The 25,261-nt window shown below is 74.0% G+C and carries 4 protein-coding genes; all 4 read left to right on the plus strand.

Translation table 11 applies throughout. The features are described 5' to 3' along the window. The first annotated feature begins 51 nt into the window (after positions 1-51). The gene (locus AB0C22_RS30245) at positions 52-5,502 is read left to right on the plus strand and encodes an SDR family NAD(P)-dependent oxidoreductase (RefSeq protein ID WP_357538332.1); all 5,451 of its coding nucleotides are present in this window, start codon (positions 52-54) and stop codon (positions 5,500-5,502) included. 46 nt (positions 5,503-5,548) lie between these two features. After that, a complete protein-coding gene (locus AB0C22_RS30250) occupies positions 5,549-14,590 on the plus strand; it encodes a type I polyketide synthase (protein ID WP_357538334.1) in 9,042 nt (3,013 codons plus the stop codon). A gap of 40 nt (positions 14,591-14,630) precedes the next feature. Next, the gene (locus AB0C22_RS30255) at positions 14,631-19,391 is read left to right on the plus strand and encodes a type I polyketide synthase (RefSeq protein WP_219469115.1); all 4,761 of its coding nucleotides are present in this window, start codon (positions 14,631-14,633) and stop codon (positions 19,389-19,391) included. Positions 19,392-19,450: 59 nt separating this feature from the next. Beyond that, on the plus strand, positions 19,451-25,261 hold a 5,811-nt coding region (locus AB0C22_RS30260; RefSeq protein ID WP_357538337.1), incomplete at its 3' end, for a type I polyketide synthase.

Here is a 25,261-nt window from a genome sequence, read left to right on the forward strand (position 1 = left end):
GTCGATATTGACCCGGGTCTGCCCGGCTGGGGCTAGTGGCGGGAGACGTAGATGGAGAACGAGGAGAAGCTTCTCGGGTACCTGAAGCGGGCCACCACGGATCTGCGTGAGGCCCGTCGGCAGTTGCGTCAGGCCGAGCGCCGGGAGTACGACCCGATCGCGATCGTCGGTATGAGCTGCCGCTTCCCGGGTGGTGTGGATGGCCCGGCCGCGTTGTGGCGGCTCCTGGCAGACGGGACCGACGCGGTCTCCGACTTTCCCGACGACCGGGGCTGGAACGTCGAGGACATCTACGATCCCGACGATTCCAAGGCCGGTAAGACGTACGCGAAGACCGGCGGTTTCCTTTCCGACGCCGCCCTTTTCGATCCGGAGTTCTTCGGCATTTCCCCGCGTGAGGCGATCGCCATGGACCCGCAGCAGCGGCTGCTGCTGGAGGCGTCCTGGGAGGCGTTCGAATCGGCCGGTATCGCCCCCGCCTCGGTGCGCGGCAGCCGTACCGGCGTGTTCGCCGGGCTGATGTACCACGACTATTCCAGCCGGCTGCCGGTGGTGCCCGCCGAGCTGGAGGGTTTCATCGGCAACGGCAACACCGGCAGCATCTTCTCCGGCCGGGTCGCCTACGTGCTGGGCCTCGAAGGCCCGGCGATCACCGTCGACACCGCCTGCTCCTCGTCACTGGTCGCGCTGCACCTGGCGATCCAGTCGCTGCGCCGCGAGGAGTGCACGCTGGCGTTGGCCGGCGGCGTGACGGTGATGGCCACGCCTGAGACGTTCGTCGACTTCAGCCGCCAGCGGGGCCTGGCCGCCGACGGCCGGTGCAAGCCGTTCGCCGCCGCCGCCGACGGCACCGGCTGGGCCGAGGGCGTCGGGGTGCTGCTGGTCGAGCGGCTCAGCGACGCCCAACGCCACGGGCACCGGGTGCTGGCCGTGGTCCGCGGCACCGCGGTCAACCAGGACGGTGCCAGCAGCGGTCTCACCGCCCCCAACGGTCCGTCGCAGCGCCGGGTCATCGCCGACGCGTTGGCCAACGCCCGGCTCACCGCCGACCAGGTGGACGCCGTCGAGGCGCACGGCACCGGCACCCGGCTCGGTGACCCGATCGAGGCGCAGGCGATCCTCGCCACCTACGGCCAGGACCGGGAGCAGCCGCTCTGGCTGGGCTCGGTGAAGTCGAACCTGGGCCACACCCAGGCCGCCGCCGGGGTCGCCGGGGTGATCAAGATGGTGCTGGCGATGCGGTACGGCGTACTGCCCCGCACCCTGCACGTCGACCGGCCCACCCCGCACGTCGACTGGACGGCCGGCGACGTACGGCTGCTCACCGACGCCGTCGAGTGGCCGGACACCGGGCGACCCCGACGGGCGGCCGTGTCGTCGTTCGGCCTCAGTGGCACCAACGCCCACGTGGTGCTGGAACAGGCACCCCCGGTCGAGCCCACCGACCCGGCCGAACCCCCCGCCCCGACCGCGGCCACCGGCTCGGCCGTGCCCGTCGCCACCGAGCCGCCGGTGCTGCTCTGGCCACTGTCCGGGCGGTCGACGGACGCACTGGCCGCGCAGGCCGACCGGTTGCGCGGCTTCCTCATTGACGAACGCCCGGTGGACGTCGGGTTCACCCTCGGTGCCGGCCGGTCCGCGATGGAGTGCCGTGGCGTGGCCGTCGGCGCGGACGTGGCTGAACTGGTGTCGGGTCTCGACGCCCTCGCCGCCGGCACCGGCCTGACCGGTCGGGTCGACCACGGCCGCACCGCCGTGCTGTTCACCGGTCAGGGTGCGCAGCGGGTGGGGATGGGTCGCGAGTTGGCGGCGGCTTTCCCGGTGTTCGCGCGGGCTCTGGATGAGGTGTGTGTGGCGTTCGGGTCGTTGCTGGGTGGTGATCTGCGGGAGGTGATGTTCACCGACCCGGACGGTCTCCTGGACCAGACCGGCTGGACGCAGCCGGCGTTGTTCGCGGTTGAGGTGGCGTTGTTCCGTCTGGCGGAGTCGTGGGGGTTGAAGCCGGACTTCGTGGCGGGTCATTCGATCGGTGAACTTGCCGCCGCGCATGTCGCGGGGGTGTGGTCGCTGGCGGATGCGTGTCGGGTGGTGGCGGCGCGTGGTGGTCTGATGCAGGCCCTTCCGGCGGGTGGGGCGATGTTGGCGATCGCCGCCCCGTTGGCGGAGTTGGATCTGGGTGACGTGGACGTGGCGGCGGTGAACGGTCCTCGTGCGGTGGTCGTGTCCGGCACGGAGGAGCAGATCGCCGCGTTGGAAGCCTCCCTTGAGGTGAAGACGCGTCGGCTTCGGGTGTCGCATGCGTTCCATTCGCATTTGATGGACCCGATGCTCGCCGAGTACGGGCAGGTCCTCGACGGGGTCACCGCCAACCCGGCGACCGTTCCGCTGGTGTCGACCGCGACCGGTGATCTTGTCACCGACGAGGAGTTGGGTTCGGTCGGGTACTGGCAGGGTCAGGTGCGGGGGACCGTGCGGTTCGCTGACGCGGTGGCCGCTCTGGCGGCCCGTGGGGTGACGCGGTTCGTGGAGATCGGGCCGGACAGTGTGCTGACCGCGATGGTCGCCGACTGCGTCGAGGACGCCACCGCCATCGCGCTCCAGCGCCGTCGACGCACCCAGGCCGGTCCGGCACAGCAGCCCGACGACAGCGCGCAACGGCACGACGACGGCCAGGTGCCGGCGTACGCGGCCGGGATGGCGCAGGCATGGGCTAGTGGGATCGAGCTGGACTGGTCGGCCGTCGACCCGGGTGGCCGACAGATCGACCTGCCCACCTACGCGTTCCGACACCAGCGCTACTGGCTCGACGCGCCACCCGGGGCCGGCGACACCGCCGGGCTCGGCCAGTTCCCCGCCGACCACCCGATGCTCGGTGCCGTCGTCGACCTGCCCGACACCGGCGGTGTGGTGCTCACCGGCCGGCTCGCCCGCACCGCCCAGCCGTGGCTCGCCGACCACGCGGTCTTCGACACCGTCCTCGTCCCCGGCACCGGGCTGGTCGAACTCGCCCTGCGCGCCGGTGACCAGGTCGGCTGCCCGGTACTCGACGAGTTGACCATCAACGCGCCGCTGGTGCTGCCCACCGACGGCGGTCTGGCCCTGCGGGTCACCGTCGACGCCGCCGACGACAGCGGCGCTCGTACCCTCGGCATCTGGAGCCGGCCCGACGACGCGACCGACTGGACCCGGCACGCCGAAGGGGTCCTGGTCCGGCAGGCCGGGGCCGACCCGGCCGCCGCCGACCTCACCGAATGGCCGCCCGCCGGTGCCGAACCCGTCGACCTCGACGGCCTCTACGACCGGCTGCGTGACCACGGCTACGGCTACGGGCCGGTGTTCCAGGGGCTGCGCGCGGTGTGGCGGCGCGGCGACGGCGACGCCGCCGAGGTGTGGGCCGAGGCGGCGCTGCCCGAGGTGGCCGCCGCCGACGCGCCCCGGTTCCTGCTGCACCCGGCGCTGCTCGACGCGGCCCTGCACGCCAACCTGGTCGACGAGGGCGCGGGCGACACCCCACTGCCGTTCTCCTGGCGCGGCGTCACCCTGCACGCCGCGCACGCCGCCGCCCTGCGCATCCGGATCTCCCCGGCCACCGGCGACAAGCTGGCCGTCACCGTCGCCGACGGGCACGGCAACCCGGTCGCCACCATCGACCAGGTGGTGGCCCGGCCGGTCGCCGCCGACGCGCTCGGCGCCGCCGCCCGCAGCCGGCACCGCCACCTCTACGAGGTGACCTGGCAGCCCGTCCCCACCCCGGCCGCCGCCACCGACGACTGGACCGCCCTCGACATCGACGCGGAACTGCCCGAACCCGCGCCCGACACCGTCGTGGTCACCCTGGACCCGCCCGGCACCCCGCCGGCCGCCGTGCACGAGGCCACCGAACGCCTGCTGGGGCTGCTGCACCGCTGGCTCACCCACCCGGGGTACGCGCACAGCACGCTGGCACTGCTCACCCGGGACGCGGTCGGGGCCGGTGACACCCCGGTCGACCCCGCCGCAGCGGCCCTGTGGGGGCTGGTCCGGGCCGCCGAAGCCGAACACCCCGGCCGGTTCGTGCTCGTCGACACCGACGCACCCGGCACCACCCACCTCGCGGCGGCCCTGGCCACCGGTGAACCCGAGGTGGCCGTCCGGGACGGGCAACTGCTGGTGCCCCGGCTGGCCCGGCTGCCCGTCGACACCACCGCCGACAGCCCGTGGCCCGTCGACGGCACCGTCCTGATCACCGGTGGCCTCGGTGGGTTGGGCAGCCTCGTCGCCCGGCACCTGGTCACCCGGCACGGCGTACGCCGGCTGCTGTTGACCGGGCGCAGCGGCGCGGCCACGCCCGGCGCGGCGGAACTGGTCGCGGACCTCACCGCCGCCGGCGCCGACGTGACGGTCGCCGCCTGCGACGTCGCCGACCGGGACGCGGTCGCCGCCCTGCTCGCCGGGCATCCGCTCGGCGCGGTGGTGCACGCCGCCGGCACCGCCGAGAACGCCCTGGTCGACGCGCTCACCCCCGCACAACTGCACCGGGTGCTGCGGCCCAAGGTGGACGCCGCCTGGCACCTGCACGACCTCACCCGCGACCACGACCTGACCGCCTTCGTGCTGTTCTCCTCGTCGGCCGGCTGGGTGGCCGGGGCGGGGCAGGGCAACTACGCCGCCGCGAACCTCTTCCTCGACGCGCTCGCCCAACGCCGCCGCGCCGACGGACTGCCCGCGACCTCGCTGGCCTTCGGCCTGTGGGCCACCGGCACCGGGATGGGCGGTCACCTCGACGACGCCGACCTGCACCGGATGCGCCGGCTCGGGATGCCCGCGATGACCACCGACGAGGGACTGGAGCTGTTCGACGCGGCCGTCGCCGCCGGCCGGGCCACCGCCGTACCGGTGCGGGTCGACCTGGACGCGCTGCGGCGGCGCACCGACGCGCTGCCGGCCGTGCTGCGCGGCCTGGTCCGCACCCCGGCCCGGCCCACCGCCGGTGCCGCGCCGGCCGGCGGCCCCCCGCTGGCGCAGCGGCTCGCCGGGCTCTCCGACACCGACCGGGAGACCCTGCTGCTCGACCTGGTCCGCACGCACGCCGCCGCCGTGCTGGGTTTCCCCGGCCCGGCGTCGGTGGAACCCGGGCGGGCGTTCAAGGACCTCGGGTTCGACTCCCTCGCCGCCGTCGAGTTCCGCAACGTGCTCAGCACCGTCACCGGGCTGCGGCTGCCCGCCACCCTCGTCTTCGACCACCCCGAGCCCACCGCCCTGGCCCGCGCGCTCAAGGCCGAACTGGTGGTGCCCGACGCCGACCCGGCCGGTGCGGTCCTCGCCGACCTCGACCGGCTGGAGAAGGCCCTGGCCGAGGTGCCCGGCGACGAGCACGCCCGGCTGACCGCCCGGCTGGAGGCGGTGCTGCGCGGCTGGCAGGACCGGGCCGGCCGCCCCGACGACGACACCCCGCACGACTACGAGTCCGCCACCGACGAGGAACTGTTCGACGTGCTGGAGAACGAGCTCGGCATCTCCTGACGGCAGTCTCGACGAACCTCCGGCGCGGGAAAGATTGGTGTGAACGATGGCGAACGACGACAAGCTCCGGACCTTCCTCAAGCGCGCCACCGCCGAACTGCAACAGGCCAACCGGCGGCTGCGTGAGGTGGAGAGCCGGGACCAGGAGCCGATCGCGATCGTCGGCATGGGCTGCCGCTACCCCGGTGGGGTCCGGTCGCCGGAGGACCTGTGGCGGCTCGTCGCCGACGGCACCGACGCCATCTCCGGCTTCCCCACCGACCGGGGCTGGGACGTCGACGGCGTCTACGACCCGGAGCCCGGCAAACCCGGCAGGAGCTACACCCGGCACGGCGGTTTCCTCTACGACGCCGCCGACTTCGACCCGGGCTTCTTCGGGATGAGCCCCCGGGAGGCGGTGGAGACGGACCCGCAGCAGCGGTTGCTGCTGGAGGCGGCCTGGGAGGCCTTCGAGTACGGCGGGATCGACCCGACCGCCATGAAGGGCAGCGCCACCGGCGTCTTCGTCGGCGTGATGCACCACGACTACGTCGACAGCACCACCTCCGGCAGCCTCGTCTCCGGTCGGGTCGCCTACAACCTGGGCCTGGAGGGCCCGGCGATCACCGTCGACACCGCCTGCTCGTCGTCGTCGGTGGCCGTGCACCTGGCCTGCCAGTCGCTGCGCAAGGAGGAGTGCGGGCTGGCCCTGGCCGGTGGGGTCGCGGTGATGGCCACCCCACAACTGTTCGTCGAGTTCAGCAGGCAACGTGCCCTGTCCCCGGACGGCCGCTGCCGCTCCTTCGGCGACGGTGCGGACGGCGCGGCCTGGGCCGAGGGCGTCGGGGTGCTGGTGCTGGAGCGGTTGTCCGACGCGCAGCGCAACGGGCACCGCGTCTACGGGCTGATCCGGGGTTCGGCGGTGAACCAGGACGGTGCGTCGAACGGGTTGACCGCGCCGAACGGGCCGGCCCAGCAGCGGGTGATCCGGGCGGCGCTGGCCAACGCCCGGCTCTCCGTCGCCGACGTGGACGTGGTCGAGGCGCACGGCACCGGTACCACCCTGGGTGACCCGATCGAGGCGCAGGCGGTGCTGGCCACCTACGGCCGGGACCGGGAGCGGTCGCTCTACCTCGGCTCGATCAAGTCGAACATCGGGCACGCCCAGGCCGCCGCCGGGGTCGCCGGGGTGATCAAGATGGTGATGGCGATGCGGCACGGCACCCTGCCGCGCACCCTGCACGCCGAGACGCCGTCCCGGCAGGTCGACTGGGGCGCCGGGGACGTGCGGCTGCTCACCGAACAGGTCGACTGGCCGGCGGTGGACCGGCCCCGTCGGGCCGGGGTGTCGTCGTTCGGGATCAGCGGTACCAACGTGCACCTCATCGTCGAGCAGGCACCCCCCGTGGAGGCCGTCGCGGCGGGACCGACGCCACCGGTCACCCTCTGGCCGGTGTCGGGACGCTCCCCCGAGGGGCTGACCCGCCAGGCCGCCCGGATCGCGGAGTTCGCCGCCGGCACCGATGCGCGTCCGGTGGACGTCGGGTTCTCGCTCGGCGCGGGCCGGGCCGGGTTGGAGTTCCGGGGGGTGGCGGTCGGCCGGGAGGGGGCCGAGCTGCCCGCCGGCCTCGACGCCCTGGTCGCCGGCACCGGCCTGTCGGGTCGGGTGACCGGCGGTCGTACGGCAGTGTTGTTCACCGGTCAGGGTGCGCAGCGGGTGGGGATGGGTCGCGATTTGGCGGCGGCTTTCCCGGTGTTCGCGCAGGCTCTGGATGAGGTGTGTGCGGCGTTCGGGTCGTTGCTGGGTGGTGATCTGCGGGAGGTGATGTTCACCGACCCGGACGGTCTCCTGGACCAGACCGGCTGGACGCAGCCGGCGTTGTTCGCGGTTGAGGTGGCGTTGTTCCGTCTGGCGGAGTCGTGGGGTCTCAAGCCTGATTTCGTGGCGGGTCACTCGATCGGTGAGTTGGCTGCCGCGCACGTGTCCGGTGTCTGGTCGCTGGCGGACGCGTGTCGGGTCGTCGCGGCCCGGGGTGGTCTGATGCAGGCCCTTCCGGCCGGTGGGGCGATGTTGGCGATCGCTGCGCCCTTGGCGGAGTTGGATCTGGGTGACGTGGACGTGGCGGCGGTGAACGGTCCTCGTGCGGTGGTCGTGTCCGGCACGGAGGAGCAGGTCGCGGCGTTGGAGGCTCGTCTTGAGGTGAAGACGCGTCGGTTGCGGGTGTCGCATGCGTTCCATTCGCATCTGATGGACCCGATGCTCGCCGACTACGGGCAGGTCCTCCGTGGAGTGACCGCCAACCCGGTGGCGATCCCGTTGGTGTCGACCGCGACCGGTGATCTTGTCACCGACGAGGAGTTGGGTTCGGTCGGGTACTGGCAGGGTCAGGTGCGGGGGACCGTGCGGTTCGCTGACGCGGTGGCCGCTCTGGCGGCCCGGGGTGTGACCCGGTTCGTGGAGATCGGGCCGGACAGTGTGCTGACCGCGATGGTCGCCGACTGCGTCGAGGACACCGCAGCGATCGCGTTGCAGCGCCGGGACCGGGACCAGGTCACCGCGTACGCGACCGGGATGGCGCAGGCGTGGACCACCGGCGTCGACCTCGACTGGACGGCCGTGCACCCCGGCGCGCGACAGGTCGACCTGCCCAGCTACGCCTTCGCCCGGCAGCGGTACTGGCTGGCCGCCCCCACCGCCGCCCCGGCCACCGTCACCGACGACTGGCGGTACCGGGTCGTGTGGCGGGGCACCGACCTGCCCACCGGGCCGGAACTCACCGGCGACTGGTGGCTCGTCACCCCGGACCCGCTCACCGACGACCCCCGGATCACCGCCATCGCCGACGCGCTCGCCACCCGGGGCGCCACCGTCACCAAGCTCACCGGCACCGACCTGCTCCCCGGCACCGACCCGCTCGCCGGCCGGGGCACCCCGAGCGGGATCGTCTCGCTGCTCGGCCTCGACGACACCCCGGACCCGTACGACGCCGGGCTGTCCGCCGGGGTCACCGGCACCGTACGCCTGGTGCAGGCCCTCGCCGCCGCCGACATCACCGGCCGGCTGTGGTGCCTGACCACCGGCGGGGTAGCCGTCGACCGGTACGAGGACCTGCCGCACGCCGCACAGGCCGGCCTCTGGGGTCTCGGCACGGTGCTCTCCCTCGACTACCCCGGCTGGTGGGGTGGCCTGGTCGACCTGCCCGCCGACTGGACGCCCGACATCCTCACCCGGCTCGTCGACGTGCTCGCCGACGGCAGCGAGGACCAGGTCGCCCTGCGTACCGCCGGGGTGCTGGCCCGGCGGATGGTGCGCTGGCCCGTCGCCGGCAGCCCCGACCGGCGCTACACGCCCACCGGCACCGTGCTCGTCACCGGCGGCACCGGTGGCATCGGCGCGCACCTCACCGAATGGCTCCTCGACCAGGGCGCCGAGCGGGTGGTGCTGGCCAGCCGGCGTGGCCCCGCCGCCCCCGGCGCCGCCGACCTGGCCGCCCGCCTGCCCGGCGTGCAGGTCGTCGCCTGCGACGTGGCCGATCGGGACGCGGTCGCCGCGCTGCTCGACGGGATCGGCGTCGACCTGACCGCCGTCTTCCACGCCGCCGGGGTGCTCTACGACCCGGCCCCCCTCGGCGAGACCGACCTCGACGACTTCGCCGCCGTGTGCCGGGCCAAGGTCCTCGGCGCGACCCACCTCGACGCCCTGCTCGGCGACCGGCCGCTCGACGCGTTCGTGCTGTTCGCCTCCGGCGCGGCCGTCTGGGGCAGCGCCGGGCAGGCCGCCTACGGCACCGGCAACGCCTGGCTCGATGCGTTGGCCCACCAGCGCCGCCGCCGGGGCCTGACCGCCACCTCGGTGGCCTGGGGCACCTGGGGCGGCGGCGGCATGGTCGACGACGAGGCCACCGCGCAACTCCTGCGGCAGGGCACCCCGCCGATGGAGCCGCGCCTCGCCCTCGGGGCGTTGCGGCAGGTCCTCGACCACGACGAGAGCCACCTCGTGGTCACCAACATCGACTGGGCCCGGTTCACGCCGATCTACACCCTGGCCCGGCCCCGGCCGCTGCTCGCCGCGCTCCCCGAGGCCCAGCAGACCCCCGCCGCCGCCCCGACCGCGCCCACCGACACCTCCGTGCTGGCCGGGCTGCCCGACGTCGAGCGGCTGCCGTACCTGCTGGACACCGTCCGCGCCCAGGTCGCCGCCGTCCTCGGGTACGACGCGGCGACCACCGTGGACGTCCAGCGGCCGTTCCGGGAACTCGGGTTCGACTCGCTGACCGCGGTCGAACTGCGCAACGCCCTCGGCGCGGCCGTCGGGCTGCGCCTGCCGGCCACCATGGTCTACGACCACCCGACCCCCGCCGTGCTGGCCCGCCACCTGTACGACGAACTCGTCGGCACCGCCGCCCCGACCCCCGTCGCGTCCGGCGTCGGCGGGTCCGACCCCGACGAGCCGATCGCCATCATCGGAATGAGCTGCCGTTACCCCGGCGGCGTCCGGTCCCCGGAGGACCTGTGGCGGCTCGTCGACAGCGGCACCGACGCGATCAGCGCGTTCCCCGTCGACCGGGGCTGGGACTCCGACGCCCTCTTCGACGCCGACCCGGACCAGCCGGGCACCAGCTACGTCCGCTCCGGCGGTTTCGTCTACGAGGCGGGCGCTTTCGACGCCGAGTTCTTCGGCATCTCGCCCCGCGAGGCGATCGCCATGGACCCGCAGCAGCGGCTGATGCTGGAGGTCACCTGGGAGGCGGTCGAGCGGGCCGGGATGGACCCGGAGGCGTTGCGTGGCAGCCCCGTCGGGGTGTTCGTCGGCTCCGGCGCCCAGGACTACGGTGACCTGCTCGGTCTCGCCCCCGCCGAGTCGGAGGCGTACCTGAGCACCGGCAGTTCCGCGTCGGTGATCTCCGGCCGGGTGTCGTACGCGTTCGGGTTCGAGGGGCCGTCGATGACCATCGACACGGCGTGTTCCTCGTCGCTCGTCGCACTGCACCTCGCCAGCCAGGCGCTGCGGGCCGGGGAGTGCGCGACCGCCGTCGCCGGTGGGGTGCTGGTGATGTCGAACCCCACCCCGTTCGTGGCGTTCAGCCGGCAGCGGGGGCTCGCCCCGGACGGCCGGTGCAAGTCGTTCTCCGACGACGCCGACGGCACCGGCTGGGCCGAGGGCGTCGGGGTGCTGATGCTGGAACGGCTCTCCGACGCGCAGCGCAACGGGCACCGCGTCTACGGGCTGATCCGGGGTTCGGCGGTGAACCAGGACGGTGCGTCGAACGGGTTGACCGCGCCGAACGGGCCGGCCCAGCAGCGGGTGATCCGGGCGGCGCTGGCCAACGCCCGGCTCTCCGTCGCCGACGTGGACGTGGTCGAGGCGCACGGCACCGGTACCACCCTGGGTGACCCGATCGAGGCGCAGGCGCTGCTCGCCACCTACGGTCGGGACCGGGACCGCCCTCTGTGGCTCGGCTCGATCAAGTCCAACATGGGTCACGCCCAGGCCGCCGCCGGCATGGCCGGTGTGATCAAGATGGTGATGGCGATGCGGCACGGCACCCTGCCGCGCACCCTGCACGCCGAGACGCCGTCCCGGCAGGTCGACTGGGCGGCCGGCGACGTACGGCTGCTCACCGAGCCGGTCGACTGGCCGGCCGGGGACCGCCCCCGCCGCGCCGGGGTGTCGTCGTTCGGCATCAGCGGCACCAACGCGCACGTGATCGTCGAGGAGGCTCCGCCAGCCGGGCCCACCGCACCGGCCGCGATCCCCGAGCCGCCGGTGGTGCTCTGGCCGCTGTCCGCCCGGTCCGCCGGTGCGCTGGCCGAGCAGGCCGCCCGCCTGCGGGACTTCCGCACCGAGGAACGGCCGGTCGACGTGGGGCACTCGTTGTCCGCCGGTCGGGCGGCCCTGGACCACCGGGCCGTCGCCGTCGGCGGTACGGCCGCCGAGCTGGCCGCCTCCCTGGAGGCCCTGACCTCGGGCAGCGGCCTGTCAGGTCGGGTGACCGGCGGTCGTACGGCGGTGTTGTTCACCGGTCAGGGTGCGCAGCGGGTGGGGATGGGTCGCGAGTTGGCGGCGGCTTTCCCGGTGTTCGCGCAGGCTCTGGATGAGGTGTGTGTGGCGTTCGGGTCGTTGCTGGGTGGTGATCTGCGGGAGGTGATGTTCACCGACCCGGGTGGTGTGTTGGATCAGACGGGGTGGACGCAGCCGGCGTTGTTCGCGGTTGAGGTGGCGTTGTTCCGTCTGGCGGAGTCGTGGGGGTTGAAGCCTGATTTCGTGGTGGGTCATTCGATCGGTGAGTTGGCTGCCGCGTATGTCGCGGGGGTGTGGTCGCTGGCGGATGCGTGTCGGGTGGTGGCGGCGCGTGGTGGTCTGATGCAGGCCCTTCCGGCGGGTGGGGCCATGTTGGCGATCGCCGCGCCGCTGGCGGAGTTGGATCTCGGTGACATCGACGTCGCGGCGGTGAACGGCCCCCGGGCGGTGGTCGTCTCGGGGACGGAGGAGCAGGTCGCGGCGTTGGAGGCTCGTCTTGAGGTGAAGACGCGTCGGTTGCGGGTGTCGCATGCGTTCCATTCGCATTTGATGGACCCGATGCTGGCCGACTACGGGCAGGTCCTCCGTGGAGTGACCGCCAGTCCGGCGGGTGTTCCGTTGGTGTCGACCGCGACCGGTGATCTCGTCACCGACGATGAGTTGGGTTCGGTCGGGTACTGGCAGGGTCAGGTGCGGGGGACCGTGCGGTTCGCTGACGCGGTGGCCGCTCTGGCGGCCCGTGGGGTGACGCGGTTCGTGGAGATCGGGCCTGACAGTGTGCTGACCGCGATGGTCGCCGACTGCGTCGAGGACGCCACCGCGATCCCGCTCCAGCGCCGCAAGCGTGAGCAGGTCGAGGCGTACGCGGCCGGGATGGCGCAGGCGTGGATCAGCGGCGTCGACCTCGACTGGGCGGCCGTCAACCCGGGCGGCCGGACCGTCGACCTGCCCACCTACGCCTTCCAGCACCAGCGGTACTGGATCGAGCCCGACACCACCGCCGGCACCGGCACCGACGAGGCCGACGGCGGGTTCTGGGACGCCGTCGACCGGGGCGACACCGACCTGCTCGCCGACGGTCTCGGCGTCACCCCCGGTGTCGTCACCGAGGTACTCCCCGGCCTCGCCGCCTGGCGCGACCGGCAACGGGACGCGGCCACCGTGGACGACTGGCGCTACCGGGTGGTGTGGCGCTCCACCGAGCTTCCCGACGGCGGCGAACTCACCGGCACCTGGTGGCTCGTCGTACCGGCCGCGTCGACCGGTGACGAGCGGTTGACCGCCCTCGCCGCCGGACTGGCCGACCGGGGCGCCGACGTCGTCACCGTCACCGGCACCGACCTGCCCGCCGGGGACACCCCCGCCGGGGTGCTGTCCCTGCTCGCCCTCGACGACACCCCCGACCCCACCGACGCCGGGCTCTCCGTCGGCGTCACCGACACCGTCGCGCTGATCCAGGCCCTCACCGCCACCGACTTCGCCGGCCGGATCTGGTGCCTCACCGCAGGCGGCATCGCCGTCGACCGGTTCGAGGACCTGCCGCACCCCGCGCAGGGCGCGCTCTGGGGCCTCGGCACCGTGCTGTCCCTGGAGTACCCGCACTCCTGGGGTGGCCTGGTCGACCTGCCCACCGACTGGACCGACGAGCACGTCGCGCGGCTCGCCGACGTCCTCGCCGCCGGTGCGGAGGACCAGGTGGCCGTCCGTACCGCAGGGGTGCTGGCCCGACGGCTGGTCCGCTGGCCCGCCGCCGGCAACGCCGAACGCCACTACACGCCCACCGGCACCGTGCTGGTCACCGGCGGCACCGGTGGCATCGGCGCGCACCTCACCGGATGGCTGCTCGACCAGGGTGCCGACCGGGTGGTGCTGGCCAGCCGGCGCGGCCCGGCCGCCCCCGGCGCGGCCGACCTGACGGCCCGGCATCCGGGTGTCGAGGTCGTCGCCCTCGACGTGGCGGACCGGGACGCGGTCGCCGCGCTCCTGGCCGACCTCGGTGACGAGCTGACCGCCGTCTTCCACGCCGCCGGGGTGCTGCACCAGGAGAGGTCGCTGCCGGAGACCAGCGTGGCGGAGTTCGCCGACGTGTGCCGGGCGAAGGTGCTCGGCGCGGTGCACCTCGACGCGTTGCTGGCCGACCGGCCGCTGGACGCGTTCGTGCTGTTCTCCTCCGGTGCCGCGGTGTGGGGCAGCGCCGGCCAGGCCGGGTACGCCACGGCCAACGCGTACCTCGACGCGCTGGCGCACCGGCGGCGGACCCGGGGTGCGGTCGCCACCTCGGTCGCCTGGGGCAGCTGGGCCGGCGGCGGGATGGCCGACGGGGAGGCCACCGCGCACCTGCGCCGGCAGGGCACCCCGCCGATGGAACCCCGGCTCGCCGTCCGGGCGCTGCGGGAGGCCCTCGACCACGACGAGAGCCACCTCGTCGTCGCCGACATCGACTGGACCCGGTTCACCCCGGTCTACACCCTGGCCCGGCCCCGGCCGCTGCTGGCCGCGCTGCCCGACGCCCAACCCGAGGCCGAACCGGCCGCCCCGGTCGCCGCGACCGCCGACCTCGCCGGCCGGCTCGCCGCGATGCCGTCACCGGACCGCCTGGACACCGTCCTGGCGCTGGTCCGCGACCAGGTCGCCGCCGTCCTCGGGTACGCCTCCGGCGCGGACGTCGACCCGGAGCGGGCGTTCAAGGAGGCCGGGTTCGACTCGCTGACCGCCGTGGAGCTGCGCAACCGGCTCACCACCGAGACGGCGCTGCGGCTGCCCGCCACCCTGGTCTTCGACTACCCGACCCCGACCGAGCTGGCCCAGCAACTGCTCACCGAGCTGGTGCCCGCCGACGCCGGGGGCGTCACCCTGCTCGACGACCTCGACCGGCTCCAGGCGGCGCTGTCCACTCTGGACGCCGACGCGGTCGCCGCGCTCGACGAGAGCACCCGGGCCGGGGTGGGGGAGCGGCTGCGCACCATGCTCGCCGCGTGGACCGCCGGTCAACGCCCGGCCGAGGTCGCCAGCGTCACCGAGGATCTCGACACCGCCTCCGACGACGACCTCTTCGACTTCATCGACAGCAAGTTCGGCACCTCATGATCCGTCCGCTCCGTCGGCGCCGTCCGGGAATGGGTTCCTGATGTCCAACGAACAGAAGCTTCGTGACTACCTGCGGCGGGTCACGGCCGACCTGCACGAGACCAGCGAGCGGCTCCGCGACATCGAGGAGCGCGCCGCCGAACCGATCGCCATCGTCGGCATGGGCTGCCGCTACCCCGGCGGCGTCGACTCGCCCGAGGCCCTGTGGGACCTCGTCGCGGCCGGCACCGACGCGATCTCCGGCATGCCCACCGACCGGGGCTGGGACCTCGACCGGCTCTACGACCCTGACCCGGACCACCCCGGCACCAGCTACACCCGCGACGGCGGATTCCTCTATGGGGCCGCCGACTTCGACCCGACCTTCTTCGGCATCTCGCCCCGCGAGGCCGCCGAGATGGACCCGCAGCAGCGGCTGTTCCTGGAGACGTCCTGGGAGGCGTTGGAACGGGCCGGCATCGACCCGCTGTCGCTCAAGGGCAGCCCCACCGCCGTGTTCACCGGCGTCGTCTACCACGACTACCCGAACAGCTGGGGCGCCGGCAGCATCGTCTCCGGTCGGCTGTCGTACACCCTCGGGCTGGAGGGGCCGGCGGTCACCGTCGACACCGGCTGCTCGTCGTCGCTGGTCGCCCTGCACTGGGCCTGCCAGTCGCTGCGCTCCGGGGAGTCGTCGCTCGCCGTCGCCGGTGGGGTCACCGTGATCGGCACCCCCGACGCGTTCGTCGAGTTCTCCCGGCAGCGGGCGCTGTCCTTCGACGGCCGGTGCAAGTCGTTCGCCGCCGCCGCCGACGGCACCGGCTGGGCCGAGGGCGCCGGGTCGCTGGTGCTGGAACGGCTCTCCGACGCCCGCCGCAACGGACACCCGGTGCTCGCCGTCATCCGGGGCTCCGCGATCAACCAGGACGGCGCGTCCAACGGCCTCACCGCCCCCAACGGTCCCTCCCAGCGTCGGGTCATCCGCGCCGCGCTGGCCAACGCCCGGCTCGCCGGTCAGGAGATCGACGCGGTCGAGGCGCACGGCACCGGCACCCGGCTCGGCGACCCGATCGAGGCGCAGGCGCTGTTCGCCACGTACGGCCGGGACCGGCCCGCCGACCGGCCACTGTGGCTCGGCTCGCTGAAGTCCAACATCGGCCACTCGCAGGCCGCCGCCGGTGTCGGCGGGGTGATCAAAATGGTGCAGGCGATGCGGCACGGGGTGCTGCCCCGCACCCTGCACGTCGACGAGCCCAGCGGTGAGATCGACTGGTCGCCCGGGACCGTCAAGCTGCTCACCGAGCCGGTGGAGTGGCCGCAGACCGGCCACGCCCGCCGCTGCGCGGTCTCCTCGTTCGGCATCAGCGGCACCAACGCCCACGTCGTGCTCGAAGAGGTGGCCCCGGCCGAGGAGGACGAGCAGCCCGCCACCCCGGCGGTGCTGCCGTGGGTGCTGTCCGGGCACACCGACCGGGCGCTGCGGGCCCAGGCGCAGCGGCTGCTGTCGCACCTGGACGCCGTACCGGCCGACCCGGCTGCCGTGGGGCGGACGCTGGCCGGTCGGGCCCGGCTCGACCACCGGGCCGTGGTGCTCGGCGGTGACCTGCCGCAGCTGCGGACCGCGCTCGGCGCGGTCGTCGACGGGCTGCCCGCCGCGACCGCGGTCACCGGCACCGCCGACGCCGCAGGTCGGGTCGTGTTCGTCTTCCCCGGCCAGGGCGCCCAGTGGGTCGGCATGGCCGCCGCGCTGCTGGACTCCTCGCCGGTCTTCGCCGAACAGATGGGCCGCTGCGCCGCCGAGCTGCGCGCGTACGTCGACTGGGACCTGCTCGACGTGGTCCGGGGGGTGCCCGGCGCACCCTCCCTGGAGTGGGTGGACGTGGTCCAGCCCGCCCTGTGGGCGATGATGGTCTCCCTCGCCGCCACCTGGCGCAGCTACGGCGTCGAACCCGACGCGGTGGTCGGCCACTCGCAGGGTGAGATCGCCGCCGCCTGCGTGGCCGGCGGACTCTCCCTGGCCGACGGGGCGCGGGTGGTGACCCTGCGCAGCCGGGCCATCGGCGAGAAGCTGGCCGGCCGGGGCGGCATGGTCTCGGTCGGGCTGCCCGCCGACCGGGCGCAGGAGCGGATCGCCCGGTGGGCGGGCGACATCTCCCTCGCCGTGGTCAACGGCGCGGGTTCGGTGGTGGTCTCCGGCACCCCGGAGGCGCTGCGGGAACTCATCGCCGAGCTCACCGGGGAGGGGATCCGGGCCAAGCAGGTCGCCGTCGACTACGCCTCGCACTCCGCGCAGGTGGAGCTGCTGGAACACCGGCTGCTGGAGGACCTGGCCCCGATCAACCCGAAGACCGGGACGATCCGGATGCTCTCCACCGTCACCGGCGACTGGGTGGACACCGCCACCCTCGACGCCCGCTACTGGTATGACAACCTCCGCAACACGGTTCGGTTCGACCCGGCGATCCGCTCTCTCGCCGGGCAGGGCTGGACCGGGTTCGTGGAGGTCAGCCCGCACCCGGTGCTCGGCATGGGGATGCAGGAGACGCTGGAGTCGGCGGACCGCCCGACGGTGGTCACCGGCACCCTGCGCCGCGACGACGGCGGCCTGGACCGGCTGCTCACCTCCCTGGCCGAGCTGCACGTGCGGGGCGTCGACGTGGACTGGGCCGTCGCCCTGCCCGGCACCCGCCGGGCGGACCTGCCCACCTACGCCTTCCAGCACGAGCGTTACTGGATCGCGCCGACCGTCACCGCCCCGGCCGCAGGCGGCACCGACGCCGGATTCTGGGACGCGGTGGAACGCGCCGACGTCGACCTGCTCGCCGACGGCCTCGGCGTCGACACCGCACTCGTCGGGGAGGTGCTGCCCGGCCTGACGTCGTGGCGGTCCCGGCAGCGCGACGTCGCCACCGTGGACGGCTGGCGGTACCGGGTGGTGTGGCGGCCGACCGAGGTGCCCACCGGCGGGCAGCTCACCGGCGTGTGGTGGGTGGTCGCCCCGGCGACGCTGGCCGACGACGAGCGGCTGCGTACGCTCGCCGACGGCCTGACCGCCCGGGGCGCCGAGGTGGTCACCGTCACCGGCACCGACCACGCCGGCCGGGAGGCCCCCGCCGGGGTGCTCTCCCTGCTCGCCCTGGACGACGGCCCCGACCCGCTGGGCGTCGGCCTGTCCGCCGGGATCACCGCCACCGTGTCGCTGGTGCACGCGCTCGCCGCGTCCGACTTCAGCGGTCGGCTCTGGTGCGTCACCGCCGGTGGGGTCGGGGTGGACCGGTTCGAGCCGGTCGCCGACCCGGCCCAGGGCGCCCTGTGGGGCCTGGGCACGGTGCTCTCCCTCGACTACCCCGGCTGGTGGGGCGGCCTGGTCGACCTGCCCGCCGAGTGGACGCCGCAGACCGTCGACCGGCTCGCCGACGTGCTGACCGGCGGCGGCGAGGACCAGGTGGCGCTGCGGGCGGCCGGCACGCTGGCCCGCCGGATGATCCGCCACCCGGCGACCCGGGCGCCCGAACGGCGCTACACGCCCACCGGCACCGTCCTGGTCACCGGCGGCACCGGCGGGGTCGGCGGGCACGTCACCGAATGGCTGGTCGGCAACGGCGCGCAGCGGGTGGTGCTGGCCAGCCGACGCGGCCCGGACGCCCCCGGCGCGGCCGACCTGACGGCCCGGCACCCGGGAGTCGAGGTCGTCGCCCTCGACGTGGCGGACCGGGACGCGGTCGCCGCGCTCCTGGCCGACCTCGGTGACGAGCTGACCGCCGTGTTCCACGCCGCCGGGGTGCTGCACCCCGAGGTGCCGTTGGGGCAGACCGGCCTCGACGACTTCGCCGACGTGTGCCGGGCGAAGGTGCTCGGCGCGGTGCACCTCGACGCGTTGCTGGCCGACCGGCCGCTGGACGCGTTCGTGCTGTTCTCCTCCGGTGCCGCGGTGTGGGGCAGCGCCGGCCAGGCCGGGTACGCCACGGCCAACGCGTACCTCGACGCGCTGGCGCACCGGCGGCGGACCCGGGGTGCGGTCGCCACCTCGGTCGCCTGGGGCAGCTGGGGCGGCGGCGGTGGCATGGCCGGCGGCGAGGTCGGGGCACACCTCGACCGGCTCGGCGTCGGCGTGATGGACCCCCGGCTCGCCGTCGACGCGCTCGGGCAGGCCCTCGACCACGACGAGAGCCACCTCGTCGTCGCCGACGTCGACTGGGCCCGGTTCGGCCCCATCTATACGCTGGCCCGGCCCCGGCCGCTGCTGGCCGAACTCCCCGACGCCGCCCCCGAGGCCGCCGAGACCACCGAAACGGGGGCGTCTTCGGCGCTCGCCGACCGGCTCGGCACCCTGCCCGAGGCCGAGCAGCGCGCCCTGCTGCTGGAGACCGTCCGCACCAACGTGGCGGCCGTCCTCGGCTACGGCGACGCCGACCTGGTCGAGCCGCAGCGCGCGTTCAAGGAACTCGGCATGGACTCGGTGACCGCCGTCGAGCTGCGCAACCGGCTCAGCGCCGCCACCGGCGTACGGCTCTCCGCCACCCTGGTGTTCGACCACCCCAACCCGACCGCCCTGGCCGACCAGCTCCGGGCCGAACTCGGCTACACCGGTGACACGGCCGGCGGTCTGCTCGCCGAGCTGGACCGGCTGGAGGTCACCGTGGCCGGCCTGACGCCGGAGGAGATCGAACGCAACCGGGTCACCGCCCGGCTCCAGTCGCTGCTGGCGAAGCTCAACGAAACCCTCAGCACCACCACCGGCGCCACCCTCGTCGACCGGCTCGAAACGGCCTCCGCCGACGACGTGTTCGACCTGATCGACAAGGAACTCGGCATGACCTGAGCCGCCACCGCGCTCCCGGAGCAACGTGTCCCGCTGGCAACGAGTTTGGTGAGGTTCGGATGGCGAACGAAGAGAAGCTCCTCGAGTACCTGAAGCGGGTCACCGCCGATCTGCACCGCACCCGGGAGCGGCTGCGCGAGGTCGAGTCACAGGAGCAGGACCCGATCGCGATCGTCGGCATGGCCTGCCGCTACCCGGGTGGGGTCAACTCGCCCGAGGACCTGTGGCGGCTGGTCGCCGACGGCGTCGACGCCATCGGCGAGTTCCCCACCGACCGGGGCTGGGACACCGCCGCCCTCTACGACGCCGACCCGGACACCGCCGGCAGCAGCTACGTCCAGCAGGGTGGGTTCGTCCACGACGCCGACGAGTTCGACGCCGAGTTCTTCGGCATCTCGCCCCGCGAGGCGCTGGCGATGGACCCGCAGCAGCGGCTGGTGCTGGAGGCGAGCTGGGAGGCGTGCGAACGGGCCGGTATCAACCCCGACACGTTGCGCGGCGGTCCGGTCGGTGTCTTCGTCGGCTGCGGTGGCCAGGACTACTGGGACCGGCTCACCGTGCTGCCCGAACCGGTCGAGGCGTACATGAGCACCGGCAGCTCCGGGGCGGTCATCTCCGGTCGGGTCGCGTACAGCCTGGGGTTGGAGGGGCCGGCCGTCACCGTCAACACCGCCTGCTCGTCGTCGCTTGTCGCGCTGCACCTCGCCGCGCACGCGCTGCGGCAACGGGAGTGCGGGCTGGCCCTGGCCGGTGGCGTCACCGTCATGTCGACGCCCGGCGCGTTCGTCGCGTTCAGCCGGCAGCGGGGGCTCGCCTCCGACGGCCGCTGCAAGCCGTTCTCCGACGACGCCGACGGCACCGGCTGGGGTGAGGGCGTCGGCATGCTGCTGCTGGAACGACTCTCCGACGCCCAACGCAACGGCCACCGGGTGCTCGCGGTCATCCGGGGTTCCGCGATCAACCAGGACGGCGCGTCCAACGGTCTGACCGCCCCCAACGGGGTGGCGCAGCAGCGGGTCATCCTCCAGGCGCTCGCCAACGCCGGCCTCACCTCCAGCGACGTCGACCTGATCGAGGCGCACGGCACCGGCACCACCCTCGGTGACCCGATCGAGGCGGAGGCGCTGATCGCCACGTACGGGCGCGACCGGCCGGCCGACCGGCCGCTCTGGCTCGGCTCGGTCAAGTCGAACATCGGCCACGCCCAGGCCGCCGCCGCCGTCAGCGGTGTGATCAAGATGGTGATGGCGCTGCACAACGGCGTCCTGCCCAAGAGCCTGCACGTGGGGGAGCCGTCCACTCACGTCGACTGGTCCGCCGGCACCGTGCAGCTGCTGACCGAGGCTCGGCAGTGGCCCGACCACGGCCAGCCGCGCCGGGGCGGGGTGTCGTCGTTCGGGGTGAGCGGCACCAACGGGCACGTGATCCTGGAGCAGGCACCCCCGGCGGAGACCGTCGCGTCGGACGAGACCGCCGAGCCGCCGGTGGTGCTCTGGCCGCTGTCCGGGCGGTCGGCGGCGGCGCTCGCCGGGCAGGCCGACCGGCTGCGGGAGTTCCTCACCGACGAGCGGCCGGTGGACGTCGGGTACGCGCTGGGCACCACCCGGGCCGCCGCCGCGTACCGGGGTGTGGTGCTCGGTGACGACGTGGCCGGCCTGGAGACCCTGGCCGCCGGCGGTGGCCTGTCCGGTCGGACCGTCGCCGGTCGTACGGCGGTGTTGTTCACCGGTCAGGGTGCGCAGCGGGTGGGGATGGGTCGTGAGTTGGCGGCGGCTTTCCCGGTGTTCGCGCAGGCTCTGGATGAGGTGTGTGTGGCGTTCGGGTCGTTGCTGGGTGGTGATTTGCGGGAGGTGATGTTCACCGATCCGGGTGGTGTGTTGGATCAGACGGGGTGGACGCAGCCGGCGTTGTTCGCGGTTGAGGTGGCGTTGTTCCGTCTGGCGGAGTCGTGGGGGTTGAAGCCTGATTTCGTGGTGGGTCATTCGATCGGTGAGTTGGCTGCCGCGTATGTCGCGGGGGTGTGGTCGCTGGCGGATGCGTGTCGGGTGGTGGCGGCGCGTGGTGGGTTGATGCAGGCTCTGCCGTCGGGTGGGGCGATGTTGGCGATCGCTGCGCCGTTGGCGGAGTTGGATCTGGGTGACGTGGACGTGGCGGCGGTGAACGGTCCTCGTGCGGTGGTCGTGTCGGGGACGGAGGAGCAGGTCGCGGCGTTGGAGGCTCGTCTTGAGGTGAAGACGCGTCGGTTGCGGGTGTCGCATGCGTTCCATTCGCATTTGATGGACCCGATGCTGGCCGAGTACGGGCAGGTCCTCGCCGGGGTCACCGCCAATCCGGCGGGTGTTCCGCTGGTGTCGACCGCGACCGGTGACCTCGTCACCGACGAGGAACTCGGCTCGGTCGGGTACTGGCAGGGTCAGGTGCGGGGCACGGTCCGGTTCGCCGACGCGGTCGCCGCCCTCGCGGCCCGGGGTGTCACCCGGTTCGTGGAGATCGGGCCGGACAGTGTGCTGACCGCGATGGTCGCCGACTGCGTCGAGGACGCCACCGCGATCGCGTTGCAGCGCCGCAAGCGTGAGCAGGTCGAGGCGTACGCGGCCGGGATGGCGCAGGCGTGGATCAGCGGTGTCGACCTCGACTGGGCGGCCGTCAACCCGGGCGGCCGGACCGTCGACCTGCCCACCTACGCCTTCCAACACCAACGCTTCTGGCTGGACGCCCCGGCCGACCCCGGTGACGCCACCGCGATGGGTCTGGACTCCGCCGACCACCCGCTGCTGGGCGCGGCCGTCACCCTCGCCAACGCCGACGGGGCCGTCCTCACCGGCCGGCTCTCCCTAGACCGGCACCCGTGGCTCGCCGACCACGCCGTGGCCGGCGCGGTGGTCTTCCCCGGCACCGGCTACGTCGACCTCGCCCTGCACGCCGGCGCGCAGGTCGGCGCCGAAACCGTCGACGAACTCACCATCGAAGCCCCGCTGGTGCTGCCCGAACGCGGCGGCGTGCAGCTCCAGGTCGTCGTCGGCCCCGCCGACACCGGCCACACCCGCACCCTCCAGGTGTACGCCCGCAGCGCCGACACCGACGCCCCGTGGACCCGGCACGCCAGCGGGGTGCTCGCCGCCGGTCGGCGTACCACCGGGACCGCCCTCACCGAGTGGCCGCCCGCCGGTGCGGAAGCGGTGCCCACCGACGACCTCTACCACCACCTGGCGACCGGCGGCCTGGTCTACGGCCCGGTGTTCCGGGGCCTGCGCCGGGTCTGGCGGCGCGGCGACGAGTTCTTTGCCGAGGTCGCCCTGCCGGAGGGGGTGGACGCCGACGGGTTCGGCCTGCACCCCGCCGTGCTCGACGCCGGCCTGCACGCCCTCGGCTTCGCCGACGGTGACACCTTCCGGGGGTTGCCGTTCGCCTGGTCCGGTCTCACCCTGCACGCCACCGGCGCGGCCGGCGTCCGGGTCCGGCTCACCCCGGTCGGCTCCGGGGTACGGGTGGCGGTCGCCGACGCCGTCGGTGCCCCCGTCGCCACCGTCGACTCGCTGGTGCTGCGGCCCGTCCAGGTCACCCGCCCCGGCGGGGTCGCCGACGCGCTGTTCGACCTGACCTGGCAGGAGATCGGCACCCCCACGGCCACGCCCACCCCGCACTGGGCCTACCACCCGGCTGTCCCGGCCACCGGCACCGCACCGGTCCCCGCCGACCCGGCGGGCCCGGCTGACCCTGCCGCCGACGCCGGCGCCCAGGGGCCGGCGACGTCCACCCCCGAGCTGCTCGTGCTGACCGCTGGCGGTGCCGGGGACGTCACCGGCCCGGAGGCGGTGCACGACGAGGTGAACCGGGTGCTCGGCCTGGTGCAGGAGTGGCTGGCCGGCCCCGACACCCACCGGCTGGCGGTGCTCACCCGCCGCGCCGTCGGCGACGACGGGACCGACCCGACCGGGGCGGCCGTGTGGGGGTTGCTCCGCTCCGCGCAGGCCGAGAACCCCGACCGGCTGCTGCTGGTCGACACCGACCCGGATGCGGACGTGTCCGGCTCCCTCACCGTGGCGGTGGCGACCGGTGAGCCGCAGGTACGGGTCCGCGACGGTGTCGTCTCGGTGCCCCGGCTCACCCGGCAGATCATCGAACCGTCCATCCCGGACGCCCCGCTCTACGGCACCGGCACGGTGCTGGTCACCGGTGCGACAGGTGCGCTCGGCGCGGCGGTGGCCCGGCACCTGGTGACGACGCACGGGGTGACCCGGCTGCTGCTGGTGTCCCGCCGGGGCCCCGCTGCGCAGGGCGCCGACGACCTGGTCGCGGAGCTGACCGGGGCCGGTGCGCAGGTCGAGCTGGTCGCCGCCGACGTGGCCGACCGGGCCCAGGTCACCGCCCTGGTCGACGGCCACCCCGACCTGTCGGCGGTGGTGCACACCGCCGGGGTGCTGGACGACGGCGTGGTGTCGTCGCTGTCCGCCGCCCGACTCTCCGCGGTGCTGCGCCCCAAGGTGGACGCGGCATGGCTGCTCGACGAGCTGACCCGGGGTCGGGACCTGTCGGCGTTCGTGCTGTTCTCCTCGCTGTCCGGGGTGCTGGGTGCGCCGGGGCAGGGCAACTACGCGGCGGCGAACGCGTTCCTGGACGCATTGGCGGTGTCCCGTCGGATGGCCGGGTTGCCGGCGGTGTCGTTGGCGTGGGGGTTGTGGGGTGAGGGTTCGGCGATGACCGACCGGCTCGCCGACGCCGACCGGGAGCGGATGTCCCGGGGTGGGGTGCTGCCGTTGACCACCGCCGACGGGTTGGCCCTGCTCGACGCGGGCGTCGCCAACCCGTACCCGACTGCGGTGCCGGCCCGGCTCGACCTGGCCGCCCTGCGTGCCCTCGGCGACGACCTGCCGTTGCCGTTCCACGGTCTGGTCCGCCCGGCCCGGCGCACGGCCGCCCGCGCCGCCACGGGGAGCGCCGCGACCGGGTGGGCGGCGGACCTCGCCGTGCTCTCCACCGAGGAGCGTGAGCGCGCCGCGACCGCCCTGGTCCTCAGCCAGGTGGCCACGGTGCTCGGGCACGCCTCCGCCGAGCGGATCGACGCCGGCCGCGCGTTCCAGGAGCTGGGCTTCGACTCGCTCACCGCCGTGGAACTGCGCAACGGGCTCGCCGTCAGCACCGGCCTGCGGCTGCCAGCCACCCTGATCTTCGACTACCCGTCCCCGCGTGACCTGGCCCGGCACCTGCTCAGCGAGATCGCCGGCCCGGACGACACCGACGCCGTGCGGCAGACCGCCACGACCGTCGCCGACGAGCCGGTGGCGATCGTCGGGATGGCCTGCCGCTACCCCGGCGGTATCACCTCGCCGGAGGACCTGTGGCGGCTCGTCGCCGAGGGCACCGACGCCGTCGACGGCTTCCCGACCGATCGGGGTTGGGACCTGGCCCGGCTCTACGACCCGACGAGCACCCGCCCCGACACCACCTACGTGGACAAGGGTGGATTCCTCACCGATGCCGCCCAGTTCGACCCGGTCTTCTTCGGCATCTCCCCCCGCGAAGCGGTGATCATGGACCCGCAGCAACGGTTGCTGCTGGAGACGTCCTGGGAGGCGTTCGAGCGGGCCGGCATCGACCCGGGAACCCTGCGCGGCTCGTCCACCGGTGTGTTCGCCGGGGTGATGTACCACGACTACGTCTCCGGGCACAGCTCCGGCAGCATCGTCACCGGCCGGGTGGCGTACACGTTCGGCTTGGAGGGGCCGGCGGTGTCGGTCGACACGGCGTGTTCGTCGTCGTTGGTGGCGATGCATCTGGCGGGTCAGGCGTTGCGGTCGGGTGAGTGTGATCTGGCGTTGGCTGGTGGGGTGACGGTGATGGCGACGCCGGAGACGTTTGTGGAGTTTTCG

It is taken from the genome of Micromonospora sp. NPDC048894 (genome assembly GCF_040649765.1).
Lineage (GTDB): Bacteria > Actinomycetota > Actinomycetes > Mycobacteriales > Micromonosporaceae > Micromonospora > Micromonospora antibiotica.

Coding starts and splice junctions, on each gene's coding strand:
- AB0C22_RS30245 (WP_357538332.1), top strand. CDS start 52: ATGGAGAACGAGGAGAAGCTTCTCGGGTACCTGAAGCGGGCCACCACG.
- AB0C22_RS30250 (WP_357538334.1), top strand. CDS start 5,549: ATGGCGAACGACGACAAGCTCCGGACCTTCCTCAAGCGCGCCACCGCC.
- AB0C22_RS30255 (WP_219469115.1), top strand. CDS start 14,631: ATGTCCAACGAACAGAAGCTTCGTGACTACCTGCGGCGGGTCACGGCC.